Here is a 12,420-nt window from a genome sequence, read left to right as displayed (position 1 = left end):
CCCCACGGTGTCTAACCAACGTCACATTATATAGGCACACGCCAGAAGGTACGGGCAATGTTGAAATTTATCCTACGTCGCTGTCTTGAAGCGATTCCAACGCTATTTATTCTCATCACGATTTCCTTCTTCATGATGCGCCTTGCGCCGGGAAGTCCATTTACCGGTGAGCGTACGCTGCCGCCAGAAGTGATGGCGAATATCGAAGCGAAATACCACTTAAACGATCCTATCTCTACCCAGTACTTCAATTACCTGAAGCAGCTGGCCCACGGTGATTTTGGACCGTCATTTAAATATAAAGACTATTCCGTTAACGATCTGGTGGCGTCCAGCTTCCCGGTTTCGGCGAAATTGGGTGCAGCGGCATTCATTCTGGCCATTGTTTTCGGGGTCACCGCAGGCGTCATCGCCGCGCTCAGACAAAATACCAAATGGGATTATGCCGTAATGGGGGTGGCAATGACCGGGGTAGTCATACCCAGCTTCGTTGTCGCGCCATTACTGGTGATGATATTTGCCATTACGCTGAAGTGGCTGCCTGGCGGCGGCTGGAACGGCGGGGCATTAAAGTTCATGATTTTGCCGATGGTGGCATTATCCCTGGCGTACATCGCCAGTATCGCGCGTATCACCCGTGGTTCAATGATCGAAGTGCTGCACTCGAACTTCATTCGTACCGCGCGCGCGAAAGGGCTGCCGATGCGTCGGATTATCTTCCGCCACGCGCTCAAACCGGCGCTGTTGCCCGTGCTCTCATACATGGGACCGGCATTCGTCGGGATCATCACCGGCTCGATGGTTATCGAAACCATTTACGGCCTGCCGGGCATTGGCCAGCTGTTTGTGAACGGCGCGCTTAACCGCGACTATTCGCTGGTACTGAGCCTGACCATTCTCGTCGGTGCGCTGACCATTCTCTTTAACGCTATCGTCGATGTGCTGTATGCCGTCATCGACCCGAAAATCCGTTACTAACTGGAGCACGCCATGATGTTGAGTAAGAAAAACAGCGAGGCGCTGGAAAACTTCAGTGAAAAACTGGAAGTGGAAGGTCGTAGCCTCTGGCAGGACGCGCGTCGTCGCTTTATGCACAACCGCGCGGCGGTGGCGAGTCTGGTGGTTCTGGTGATCATCGCGCTGTTTGTGACCCTGGCCCCGATGCTGTCGCAATTTACCTATTTCGACACCGACTGGGGCATGATGTCCAGCGCGCCGGATATGGAGTCTGGCCACTATTTTGGCACGGACTCCTCCGGACGTGACCTGCTGGTGCGTGTCGCTATCGGCGGGCGTATCTCGCTGATGGTCGGGATTGCTGCCGCGCTGGTGGCGGTGATCGTCGGGACGCTCTATGGCTCACTGTCCGGCTACCTTGGCGGCAAAGTGGACTCGGTGATGATGCGTCTGCTGGAAATCCTGAACTCCTTCCCGTTTATGTTCTTCGTCATCCTGCTGGTGACCTTCTTTGGTCAGAATATCCTGTTGATCTTCGTGGCCATCGGGATGGTGTCATGGCTGGATATGGCGCGTATTGTTCGCGGCCAGACGCTGAGCCTCAAACGCAAAGAGTTTATCGAAGCCGCGCAGGTCGGCGGTGTCTCTACCGGGAATATCGTGGTTCGCCATATCGTTCCTAACGTGCTGGGCGTGGTGGTGGTCTATGCCTCACTGCTGGTACCAAGCATGATCCTGTTTGAATCCTTCCTGAGCTTCCTCGGTCTGGGTACGCAAGAGCCGCTGAGCAGCTGGGGCGCGCTGCTGAGTGACGGTGCAAACTCAATGGAAGTATCACCGTGGCTGCTGTTATACCCGGCGGGTTTCCTGGTCGTTACCCTGTTTTGTTTTAACTTTATCGGCGATGGCCTGCGTGATGCCCTCGACCCGAAAGACCGTTAAGGAGCGCCGTCATGACAATGATTGAAACGGCAACCGCGCCACAGGCGCAGCAGCGGAGCGACCTTCTGCTGGACGTAAAAGATCTTCGCGTCACCTTTAAGACCCCGGACGGGGATGTGACCGCCGTGAACGATCTTAACTTCAACCTGCGCGCGGGTGAAACGCTCGGTATCGTGGGGGAATCTGGTTCCGGTAAATCCCAGACCGCCTTTGCGTTAATGGGCCTGCTGGCCGCTAACGGTGTGATTGGCGGTTCCGCGAAATTCAACGGTCGTGAAATCCTCAACCTGCCGGAGCAAGAGCTGAACAAGCTGCGCGCCGAGCAGATCTCGATGATTTTCCAGGATCCGATGACCTCGCTGAACCCGTACATGCGCGTCGGTGAGCAGCTGATGGAAGTCCTGATGCTGCACAAAGGTCTGGGCAAAGCCGAAGCCTTTGAAGAGTCGGTCAAAATGCTCGATGCGGTGAAAATGCCGGAAGCGCGCAAGCGCATGCGTATGTTCCCGCACGAGTTCTCCGGCGGTATGCGTCAGCGCGTGATGATTGCGATGGCGCTGCTGTGTCGGCCAAAACTGCTGATTGCCGACGAACCGACCACCGCGCTGGACGTTACCGTTCAGGCGCAAATCATGACCCTCCTGAACGAGCTGAAGCGTGAGTTCAACACGGCGATTATCATGATCACCCACGACCTGGGCGTGGTGGCGGGCATCTGTGACAAAGTGCTGGTGATGTATGCCGGTCGTACCATGGAATACGGCAAAGCGCGTGAGGTGTTCTATCAGCCAGCCCATCCTTACTCGATTGGTCTGCTGAACGCGGTGCCGCGTCTCGATGCGGAAGGAGAATCCCTGCTGACCATTCCGGGCAACCCGCCAAACCTGCTGCGCCTGCCGAAAGGCTGTCCGTTCCAGCCGCGCTGTCCGCACGCGATGGAAATCTGCAACAGCGCACCGCCGCTGGAAGAGTTTGCACCAGGCCGTCTGCGCGCCTGCTTTAAGCCGCAGGAGGAGCTGGTATGAACGCATTAGATGAAAAACGCAATGTCCTGCTCGAAATTGCTGACCTTAAAGTGCATTTCGACATCAAGGACGGCAAACAGTGGTTCTGGCAGCCGTCGAAGACCCTGAAAGCGGTGGACGGCGTCACGCTGCGTCTGTACGAAGGGGAAACCCTGGGCGTGGTGGGCGAGTCCGGCTGCGGTAAATCGACCTTTGCGCGCGCCATTATCGGTCTGGTAAAAGCCACCGACGGCAAAGTGGCCTGGCTGGGTAAAGATCTGCTGGGCATGAAGCCCGACGAGTGGCGCGACGTGCGCAGCGATATCCAGATGATTTTCCAGGATCCGCTGGCGTCATTAAACCCGCGTATGACCATCGGTGAGATTATTGCCGAGCCGCTGCGGACCTATCATCCGAAGATGTCCCGCCAGGAAGTGCGCGATCGCGTTAAGGCGATGATGCTGAAAGTTGGGCTGTTGCCAAACCTCATCAACCGCTACCCTCACGAGTTCTCTGGCGGTCAGTGTCAGCGTATTGGTATTGCGCGCGCCCTGATCCTCGAACCGAAGCTGATTATCTGTGATGAGCCGGTTTCCGCGCTCGACGTCTCCATTCAGGCGCAGGTGGTTAACCTGCTGCAGAAGCTGCAGCGCGAAATGGGGCTGTCGCTGATCTTCATCGCGCATGACCTGGCCGTGGTGAAACACATCTCTGACCGCGTGCTGGTAATGTATCTGGGGCACGCCGTGGAGCTGGGTACCTATGACGAGGTGTACCACAATCCGCTGCACCCTTACACCAAAGCGCTGATGTCGGCAGTGCCGATCCCCGATCCCGATCTGGAAAAGAATAAGACCATCCAGCTTCTGGAAGGGGAATTGCCTTCACCGATTAACCCGCCGTCGGGCTGCGTCTTCCGCACGCGCTGCCCTATGGCCGGGCCGGAATGTGCGAAAACGCGGCCGGTTCTGGAAGGCAGTTTCCGACATGCGGTTTCCTGCCTGAAAGTAGACCCGTTATAATCGCAAGGGCTGACATGATGTCAGCCCTTATTTTTTACGAGGTCACTGTGTCGCGTTTATTCACGTCAGCCCGTCGGCGGCTTTATCATGTTTTATTCGATCCTGAAACGGTATCCGGACGGCGCTTCGAGGGTCTTTGTGGTTTATTTGCGCTCCTCAGCGTGGTTATCATCTTTATTGAATCGGGTGCCGGGACGCAATACCACCTGACGTTTGACGAATGGCATGTCTTTGTCTGGCTTGAGCTGGCGATTACCCTGGTGTTTACCGCTGAATATCTCCTCCGAGTGATTGCCTGGCCTAACCCGGCCCGATATGTTTTCAGCTTCTGGGGATTTATCGATTTAGCCACCATTCTGCCGCTCTACGTCATGTGGCTGTGGCCGGAAATCAGCCTGAGCTATGTCTTTGCCTGGCGAGCGATGCGCGTTATTCGCGTATTACGTATTCTGAAATTACTGCGCTTTATGCCCTCACTGCGCATATTCTGGAGCGCAATCGTCAGCGCCCGTCATCAGCTTATTCTGTTCTATTCGTTTATTGCCATTGTCATGATTGTTTTTGGCGCACTGATGTATCTGATTGAGGGGCCGAAATATGGCTTTACGACGCTCAATGCGTCCGTCTACTGGGCGATCGTGACCGTAACGACCGTGGGGTACGGGGATATCACGCCCCATACGCCGCTGGGGCGAATTGTGGCCTCAGTGCTGATTTTGATTGGCTATTCGGTCATTGCCATTCCGACCGGGCTGATTACCACGCACATGAGTAGCGCATTTCAGAGCCGCAAGCAGCAGCGCAAATGTCCGCGATGTCATCAGGGGGAACATGAACTCAACGCGCGTTATTGTCACCGCTGCGGAAATCCGTTGCCGGAGTAAATAAAAAAGGCTGCAATCGCAGCCTTTTTTATTATTCGCGCCAGAGAATATGGCACAGCTTGTGGTCTTTCTCACGGCAGAGCAGGACGCGAGCGAAGACATCATTAATTTCGCCACCGTCTTCATCGGCCAGCCCGATCACTACTTCGGCGAAGAAGTCAGGGTTCAGGTCGAAATCCACATGCTCAGCCCAGTCTTCTGAAGGGTCGAACAGTTCGGCACCGCCGCGCTCTTCGAACTGCAGATTAAAGAGGATCACGTCTGCGGGATCGAGGTTATCAACCGCCAGTTCGAGAAAAATGTCATAGGCCTGCTCGAGCGTTTCGTCTTCGGTCAGGCGATTGTTCAGATCCATTTCCATGATGACTACCTGTTTAACATCGTTGGGCACGTTTTACAGCAACGGACTAAAGAAGTAAAACAGTCGTTCGGCAATTCTCTGCCACAGCGGACGTTTTACCCACAGTCTGGCATCCAGCAGGCGGGAGCGGGAGATATAATCATCCTGCACCGCCGCGAGATCGCCGCCAAAGCCGGCATCATCAATAACCAGCGTGATTTCAAAGTTAAGCCACAGGCTGCGCATATCCAGGTTCACCGTTCCCACCAGGCTTAACTCGCCGTCGACAAGCACGCTCTTGGTATGGAGCAGTCCGCCTTCGAACTGGTAGATCTTCACCCCTGCGGCCAGCAGTTCGCTAAAGAATGCCCGGCTGGCCCAGCCAACCAGAAGGGAGTCATTTTTGCGCGGCAAAATAATGCTCACATCCACGCCGCGCTGCGCCGCGGTACAGATCGCGTGCAGGAGGTCATCGCTGGGAACAAAGTAGGGCGTCGTCATGATCAGATATTCACGCGCCGAGTAGGTCGCCGTCAGCAGCGCCTGATGAATCAAATCCTCCGGGAAGCCCGGCCCGGAAGCAATGGTATGAATAGTGTGACCGCTGGCCTCTTCAAACGGCATAATATTGCCGTCCGGCGGTGGCGGCAGGATGCGTTTGCCGGTCTCTATCTCCCAGTCGCAGGAGTAGACGATGCCCATAGAGGTGGCAATCGGCCCCTCCATGCGCGCCATCAAATCCACCCACTGGCCCACGCCCGAGTCCTGTTTAAAGAAGCGCGGGTCAACCATGTTCATGCTGCCGGTGTAGGCAATATAGTTATCGATCATGATCATTTTACGGTGCTGACGAAGGTCCATCCGGCGCAGAAACACGCGCAGGAGGTTAACCTTCAGCGCCTCGACCACTTCGATACCGGCATTGCGCATCATCCCTGCCCAGGGACTGCGGAAAAATGCCACGCTGCCCGCAGAGTCAAGCATCAGACGGCAGTGAATGCCGCGTCGCGCCGCGGCCATCAGGGATTCCGCGACCTGGTCAGCCATCCCGCCGGGCTGCCAGATATAGAAAACCATCTCGATATTATGACGCGCCAGCTGGATATCGCGGATTAACGCCTGCATAACGTCGTCGGACGAGGTTAGCAGTTGGAGCTGATTACCCTTAACGCCGCCAATCCCCTGACGGCGCTCGCACAGCTTAAACAGTGACGAGGCGACGCTGCTGTTCTCCTCGGCAAAGATATGCTTGCAGGCTTTAAGGTCGTTCAGCCACTTCGCGGTGGAGGGCCACATGGCGCGGGCCCGCTCGGCGCGGCGTTTACCGAGATGAAGCTCACCGAAAGAGAGATAGGCGATAATTCCTACCAGCGGCAGGATATAGATGATCAGAAGCCAGGCCATGGCAGAGGGTACGGCTCTGCGCTTCATCAGGATGCGTAACGTCACACCCGCGATTAACAGCCAGTATCCCAAAATGACCAGCCAACTCACCACGGTGTAGAAGGTTGTCATAGGTAAAAAAATCCTTTTGAAAGCGTATTGTTATGAGTGTACGCATCAGGATTCATCTGGCAAATAAAAACGCCAGGTAAAAGCGCTGGTTTGCAGCCGGGTTGGGTTTATAATGGCGTCTCTGTTTGAGAAAGAGTTGTAGACATGAAGCGCAGTAGAACAGAAGTAGGGCGCTGGCGCATGTTGCGACAGGTGAGTCGTCGCAAGGCTCGTTGGCTGGAAGCACAATCCCGCCGCAATATGCGTATTCACGCCATCAGAAAATGTGGAATGACCCGGCACCGCAACGCGTTGCTGTTCGCCGTCCAGGATATCTGAGTACCATGAGGGCACCGTAATGGTGCCCGCTGATTTTATGAGGTCTGATTTTTGGGAGTAGCGTGGTTGCAGCGCTATTTCTGTTGTGTTCAGCAAAAGGAGGGAGAAGAAGTGTTTGCGGAGTTTGGCGTACTGAATTTCTGGACGTATGTTGTTGGCGCGTTTTTTATCGTGCTGGTACCGGGGCCAAATACCCTGTTTGTGCTTAAAACTGGAATTGGACACGGCGTTAAAAAAGGGTACCTTGCCGCCACGGGTGTATTTATCGGCGATGCGGTGCTGATGTTTCTTGCCTGGGCGGGCGTCGCGGCATTAATCCAGACCACGCCGGTACTGTTTAATATCGTGCGCTATCTCGGCGCCTTCTACCTGCTGTGGCTGGGCGGCAAAATGCTCTGGTCGGTCATTACCCGCCAGAATCACGCTCAGGAAAGCGGCACCGAGCCTGCCAGCACGATCATGAAACGTTCGCTGGTGCTGAGCCTGACGAATCCAAAAGCGATTCTGTTCTACGTATCGTTCTTTGTTCAGTTCATCGACGTGAATGCGCAGAACACCGGTACCTCTTTCCTTATCCTCGCGACGACGCTTGAGTTGATAAGCTTCATGTACATGAGCTTCCTGATCTTCTCCGGTGCATTTGTCACGCGCTATCTCAAAACGAAAAAGAAACTGGCAAAGCTGGGGAACGGGCTGATAGGGCTGCTGTTTGTCGGGTTTGCGGCGAGGTTAGCGTCGCTGCACTGATTGATGAAAGGCTCCTGCGGGAGCCTTTTTCATTCTGTTTGACAATCCCTCACCATTTAGTTGTATAGTACAACTAAATGGTGAGGACATAACATGCACAGCGAAACCCCGGTAGTCAGTGTTATTCGACGTTCCTCGCGCCTGATGGTGCGAGAGTTAGGTTTTATGGGTTCTACCCTGGCCTCAACGAATTACTCGCCTTCGGCCGTCCATACTCTGGTCGAAATTGCCCTACGAAAAGAGATGACGGCGAGTCAGCTGGTACAGCTGCTGGGCCTGGAAAAGTCCAGCGTCAGCCGGATGCTGGCTCGCCTGATTGCCGCAGGCGAACTCGAGGAGGTCATTTCTACCGAGGATGCGAGAGCAAAGAGCCTCAGGCTGACCGCGAAAGGTCACGAGACGGTCAGCAAAATTAATTCCTTCAGCAATGAGCGCGTGGTCACAGCAATAAAGCGTCTTGCTCCTGCCCAGCAGCTGACCATTTCTGAGGGTCTCTCCCTTTATGCCAACGCGCTGCTGGCGTGTCGGGAGGTGGGCAACGATATGCAGCCCGATGAGCTGAAGATAGTGCAGGGGTATATCCCGGGCATGATTGGCCGTATCGCGGAGATGCATGGCAGTTATTATTCGCGGGAGCATAATTTTGGTCGCTTCTTCGAGGCCAAAGTGGCTTCGGGGCTGGCTGAGTTTAGTGAAAGACTGGAGAAGCCCTGTAACCAGATTTGGCTGGCAGTGCTCAACGACAAAATTGTCGGCTCGGTGGCGATCGATGGCGAGGATCTGGCGCCGGGTGAAGCCCATCTTCGCTGGTTTATTCTTGATGATGGCTGCCGGGGGCACGGCGTGGGGAAAAAACTGCTGAATGAAGCCATGCGGTTTTGCGACAGCGCCGGTTTTTCAGCTGTGCACCTCTGGACGTTCAATAAGCTGACCGCCGCCAGGCGTCTGTACGAGTCGTATGGGTTTACGCTGGTAAAAGAGTGGGAAGGCGATCAGTGGGGAAGCCTTATTACAGAGCAGCAGTTTACCCGGCACAGCGGCGCGTAATCGCCATCCTAAAAAAGGCTCCTTTCGGAGCCGCTTTGGTATCAGAACACTTTTTTATACGGTCTCACCGTCACTTTTGCATACACGCCCGCTGCAACGTACGGGTCTGCGTCAGCCCAGGCCTGAGCGGCTTCCTGGGATTCAAACTCAGCAATGACCGTGGAGCCGGAGAAACCGGCAGCACCCGGATCGTTGCTGTCTACTGCAGGCATGGGGCCAGCGGTCAGTAATCGGCCTTCATCCTGAAGCAACTGCAAACGTGCCAGATGCGCAGGGCGCACAGACTGGCGTTTTTCGAGCGAATCAGCAACATCTTCAGAGTAAATCACGTAAAACACGGCGAAGCTCCTTAACCGGTAAAAGTGTCAGTTACGTTATGTGAAAGGGCAAACGACTGCAATGTAAAATAAAAACAATGTTAATACCCTGATCTGTATGCGCCTTTTTTGGCCTCTCGGGCGCTAAAATTGCGCCAGAGCAAAGTGTCTTATTGAATATGATTGCTATTTGCATTTAAAATCAGGGTTCGGTTTTTTAACGTTGATGACTATGACTTCGATGACCCTTGATTTACCTCGCCGCTTTCCCTGGCCGACGCTGCTTTCTGTCGTGATTCACGGTGCCGTTGTGGCGGGTCTGCTGTATACCTCGGTTCATCAGGTTATTGAAATGCCCGCGCCCGCGCAGCCGATCTCGGTGACGATGGTCTCGCCAGCGGATCTTGAACCGCCGCAGGTTGCCCCTCCGCCGCCACAGCCGGTGGCTGAACCGGAGCCAGAACCCGAGCCCGTTCCGGAGCCACCGAAGGAAGCCCCGGTGGTGATCCACAAACCTGAACCGAAGCCAAAACCTAAGCCGAAGCCAAAGCCGGTGAAGAAGGTCGAGGAGCGTCCGAAACGCGAGGTACGTCCGGTTGAACCGCGCGCGACCCAGCCGGTCGAAAATGCAGCGCCTTCACGTCCGGTGATGAACAATACGGCAACGACGTCAAAGCCAACCGTAACCGCGCCAGCGGGCCCGCGCGCCGTAAGCCGCAATCAGCCTCAGTATCCGGCGCGAGCTCAGGCCTTGCGTATTGAAGGGCGCGTACGGGTGAAATTTGACGTCACTGCGGATGGCCGCGTGGATAACGTGGAAATCTTGTCTGCGCAACCTTCTAATATGTTTGAGCGCGAAGTGAAATCTGCCATGCGCAGATGGCGCTATGAACCAGGCAAGCCGGGGAGCGGATTGATCGTCAATATTGTTTTCCGCCTGAACGGCGGGGCGCAGATGGAATAAAAAAAGCCTCCGAAAGGAGGCTTTTTTTTGCCTGTCGATCAGGCCTGCGGAAGCTGACGAGGTTTACCCTCGCTGTCCACGGCGACATAAATAAACAACGCTTCAGTGGCCTTATAGCGTTGCCCAATCGGCTCAGAAGAGACTTTCTTCACCCAGACTTCGATGTTGATGGAAATGGAGGTATTACCGCGCTTCACGCAACGCGCGTAGCAGCAAACCACATCACCCACCGCAACCGGGCGCAGGAAGGTCATGCCGTCCACCCTCACGGTGACCACGCGCCCGTGGGCAATCTCTTTTGCCAGAATTGCGCCGCCCATATCCATCTGCGACATCAGCCAGCCGCCAAAAATATCGCCATTGGCATTGGTGTCAGCGGGCATTGCCAGTGTGCGTAAAACCAGTTCGCCCTGAGGGGCGTTAGTTGTTGTCATTGTTTTAACTCGTAACGGAAGACTTCAGGCGGGATGCTACTATGATTCGCGTGCGGAGAGAATAGACCAGAACGCCCGTCGTTGACGTTCTGGTCAGTCAGTAATCAGTGGTTGTCGTCCTGCGGCATATGACGATAGATGTATACGCCGCTTAACAGCGTGAAGATAAGCGTCAGCGCGGTCAGGCCAAAGACCTTAAAGTTGACCCAGATATCCTGCGGCAGCCAGAAGGCAATATAGATGTTAGCGAGACCGCAAAGAATAAAGAAGATTGCCCAGGCGGTATTCAGACGCGACCAGACCACCTGCGGCAGCGTTAGTTCTTTACCTAACATGCTCTGGATAAGGGGCTTTTTCATGAACCATTGACTGAACAATAGCGCTGCTGCAAACAACGCATAAATAACAGTCACCTTCCACTTAATAAATTCAACATCATGCAAGGCAATGGTCAATCCACCGAACACCGCTACTAAAACGAACGTGATAAGCGCCATTTTTTCGACTTTGCGATAGCGAATCCAACTGTAGATCAGCACAACGGCGGTCACGACGATTAACGCTTTTGTTGCAGCAAAAATGTCGTACAACTTATAGACAGCGAAAAACACCGCGAGCGGTAAAAAATCAAGAAACTGCTTCATTCTGTGATTCCATCTTCTGAGCGGGGAGGGAGACAGAGATGCCCCCCGCCTCGGGATTACTGACGAATTAACATATACAGGCGGAACAGATAGACGAGCAGTACCGCTGAAATGAGATTGCTCAGCGTATTCGCCACCACGGCGCCGACGTTAGGCGTTAATACCGCAAAATTCGGTGCAAACAATAACAGCAGCGTTTTGGCCAGCAGCCAGCCGATCACGGCGGGCGCCACCAGACGCATATTAGCCCATGCCAGTCTGATGCTGCTGCGCATCGCGGTAAAAATTCCCATCTTATCCTGCACAATCATCACCGGCGCAAATGCGAGCACGATAGCCAGTAAAACGCCCGGCACCACGACCAGCATAATCCCCATTTGCACCAGCATCGTGGTTAAAAAGATCAGGATAAACAGCTTAGGTAAGACCGGTGCACTCGCACCAATCGCCCGTAAGGCGCTGACGCGGTGACCCGCCGATACCAGCTGAATCATCAGCAAAACGCCGCCCGCCAGAATTGCATTACCAATCAGGCCTGAGAACGTGGAAGCGGCAGAGGCGCGCAGCAGAATTTGCTGCTGCTCCGGCGTCATGTTTTGCACCAGCTCAAACAACCCCACGCTACCCGCAAGATGGTCGCCCTGGCTCAGGCTGGCAATCTGTTCTTCACTCGGTGAGAAGGCATGGCCCAGCACCACCGTGATAAAGGCGCAAAGCAACGCGATCAGTAAAAAGGTAATGAACTGATTGCGGAAAAAGTTTCCCGTGTCACGGTAGACAGACTTCGCCGTGATAGACATGCACTCTCCTTGAGTATTGCAGGTGTTAATTAGCCGGCAATTGTACACCGGATGCACCTGCTGTGGCAGCATCAAGGCTTGTATGGAAAAGCATATCTTTGTAAAGCGGCGGTAATCCAACCCGCGCGCGGGCGCGGTTACAGGCTTCGTTGACCTGGCCATCTTCCCCCGACATGGCAAATTCCCGGCACGGGCTGGGGCGATCCTCATAGATGGAACATCGGGTCGAGACCCCAGGCTCACCCTGTAGCGCCACACAGCGGGCCTGCTTTTGGTTCGTGCCGCTCATGCAGCGCAAAAAGGGGGTTAACGGCTCGGTAAGATGAACCGGAACGGTACCACCGCCATCGCTGGCTTCGGCCCAATAGAAAGAGACTCGAAAATACGCACAACAGGCTCCGCACGTCATGCACGGGTTGATATCACTCATGGCACACCTGCAAAAGAAGAACGCATCAAATCAATTTGTGAGAGCGATAAATTAT

The 12,420-nt window shown here is 54.7% G+C and carries 16 protein-coding genes; 9 read left to right on the top strand and 7 right to left on the bottom strand.

Annotated features, from left to right (window positions below; all coding sequences use genetic code 11):
- Positions 1 to 57 precede the first annotated feature (57 nt).
- Genes oppB through L362_RS13915 form a run of 5 tightly spaced genes read left to right on the top strand, consistent with a single transcriptional unit; the run spans position 58 to position 4,809 of the window.
- The gene (gene oppB / locus L362_RS13895) at positions 58 to 978 is read left to right on the top strand and encodes an oligopeptide ABC transporter permease OppB (protein WP_008502786.1); all 921 of its coding nucleotides are present in this window, start codon (positions 58 to 60) and stop codon (positions 976 to 978) included.
- Between the two features lie 12 nt (positions 979 to 990).
- Complete coding sequence (gene oppC, locus L362_RS13900; RefSeq protein ID WP_008502787.1) at positions 991 to 1,899, top strand: oligopeptide ABC transporter permease OppC; 909 nt, start codon at positions 991 to 993, stop codon at positions 1,897 to 1,899.
- Positions 1,900 to 1,910: 11 nt separating this feature from the next.
- Complete coding sequence (locus L362_RS13905) at positions 1,911 to 2,924, top strand: ABC transporter ATP-binding protein (protein WP_023344346.1); 1,014 nt, start codon at positions 1,911 to 1,913, stop codon at positions 2,922 to 2,924.
- Positions 2,921 to 3,925, top strand: coding sequence for a murein tripeptide/oligopeptide ABC transporter ATP-binding protein OppF (gene oppF, locus L362_RS13910; protein WP_008502789.1), 1,005 nt, complete (start codon positions 2,921 to 2,923; stop codon positions 3,923 to 3,925). Before L362_RS13905 ends, oppF begins: the two co-directional genes overlap by 4 nt.
- 14 nt (positions 3,926 to 3,939) lie before the next feature.
- Entirely contained in the window at positions 3,940 to 4,809 is an 870-nt protein-coding gene (locus tag L362_RS13915; RefSeq protein ID WP_023344345.1) for an ion transporter, read from the top strand.
- A 31-nt stretch (positions 4,810 to 4,840) separates the two neighbouring features.
- On the opposite strand, the gene L362_RS13920 is transcribed toward L362_RS13915, so the two are convergent.
- Together L362_RS13920 and cls are read right to left on the bottom strand one after the other, a co-directional pair.
- Complete coding sequence (locus tag L362_RS13920) at positions 4,841 to 5,170, bottom strand: HI1450 family dsDNA-mimic protein (RefSeq protein ID WP_023292232.1); 330 nt, start codon at positions 5,168 to 5,170, stop codon at positions 4,841 to 4,843.
- A gap of 33 nt (positions 5,171 to 5,203) precedes the next feature.
- Entirely contained in the window at positions 5,204 to 6,664 is a 1,461-nt protein-coding gene (gene cls / locus L362_RS13925) for a cardiolipin synthase (protein WP_008502791.1), read from the bottom strand.
- Positions 6,665 to 6,808: 144 nt separating this feature from the next.
- On the opposite strand from cls, the gene L362_RS24645 reads away from it, so the two are divergent.
- The 3 genes from L362_RS24645 (at position 6,809) to L362_RS13935 (ending at position 8,776) form a co-directional block, all read left to right on the top strand.
- Positions 6,809 to 6,982, top strand: a complete 174-nt coding sequence (locus tag L362_RS24645; protein WP_021240326.1) for a YciY family protein — start codon at positions 6,809 to 6,811, stop codon at positions 6,980 to 6,982.
- 111 nt (positions 6,983 to 7,093) lie between these two features.
- Positions 7,094 to 7,729: a leucine efflux protein LeuE gene (gene leuE / locus L362_RS13930; protein ID WP_008502792.1), complete on the top strand. Its 636-nt coding sequence runs from the start codon at positions 7,094 to 7,096 to the stop codon at positions 7,727 to 7,729.
- A gap of 93 nt (positions 7,730 to 7,822) precedes the next feature.
- Positions 7,823 to 8,776 carry a bifunctional helix-turn-helix transcriptional regulator/GNAT family N-acetyltransferase gene (locus L362_RS13935; protein WP_023344344.1) on the top strand — a complete coding sequence of 318 codons (954 nt, stop codon included), beginning with the start codon at positions 7,823 to 7,825 and terminating at the stop codon, positions 8,774 to 8,776.
- Between the two features lie 41 nt (positions 8,777 to 8,817).
- Here the strand turns inward: L362_RS13935 and L362_RS13940 are convergent, their stop codons facing one another.
- Positions 8,818 to 9,114: a YciI family protein gene (locus tag L362_RS13940; protein WP_008502794.1), complete on the bottom strand. Its 297-nt coding sequence runs from the start codon at positions 9,112 to 9,114 to the stop codon at positions 8,818 to 8,820.
- A 220-nt stretch (positions 9,115 to 9,334) separates the two neighbouring features.
- On the opposite strand from L362_RS13940, the gene tonB reads away from it, so the two are divergent.
- The gene (gene tonB, locus L362_RS13945) at positions 9,335 to 10,057 is read left to right on the top strand and encodes a TonB system transport protein TonB (protein ID WP_032637768.1); all 723 of its coding nucleotides are present in this window, start codon (positions 9,335 to 9,337) and stop codon (positions 10,055 to 10,057) included.
- A gap of 38 nt (positions 10,058 to 10,095) precedes the next feature.
- Here the strand turns inward: tonB and yciA are convergent, their stop codons facing one another.
- The 4 genes from yciA to L362_RS13965 form a co-directional block, all read right to left on the bottom strand.
- Positions 10,096 to 10,491: an acyl-CoA thioester hydrolase YciA gene (yciA, locus tag L362_RS13950; RefSeq protein ID WP_008502796.1), complete on the bottom strand. Its 396-nt coding sequence runs from the start codon at positions 10,489 to 10,491 to the stop codon at positions 10,096 to 10,098.
- A 104-nt stretch (positions 10,492 to 10,595) separates the two neighbouring features.
- Positions 10,596 to 11,135, bottom strand: coding sequence for a septation protein A (locus L362_RS13955; protein WP_008502797.1), 540 nt, complete (start codon positions 11,133 to 11,135; stop codon positions 10,596 to 10,598).
- A gap of 56 nt (positions 11,136 to 11,191) precedes the next feature.
- Entirely contained in the window at positions 11,192 to 11,935 is a 744-nt protein-coding gene (locus tag L362_RS13960) for a YciC family protein (protein WP_023344342.1), read from the bottom strand.
- A gap of 25 nt (positions 11,936 to 11,960) precedes the next feature.
- Positions 11,961 to 12,365: a YkgJ family cysteine cluster protein gene (locus tag L362_RS13965; RefSeq protein ID WP_021240310.1), complete on the bottom strand. Its 405-nt coding sequence runs from the start codon at positions 12,363 to 12,365 to the stop codon at positions 11,961 to 11,963.
- Positions 12,366 to 12,420: the final 55 nt, after the last annotated feature.

Origin of the sequence: Enterobacter sp. MGH 16 (assembly GCF_000493175.1) — a bacterium.
Lineage (GTDB): Bacteria > Pseudomonadota > Gammaproteobacteria > Enterobacterales > Enterobacteriaceae > Enterobacter > Enterobacter roggenkampii.
This window is presented reverse-complemented; position numbering and strand designations above follow the sequence as displayed.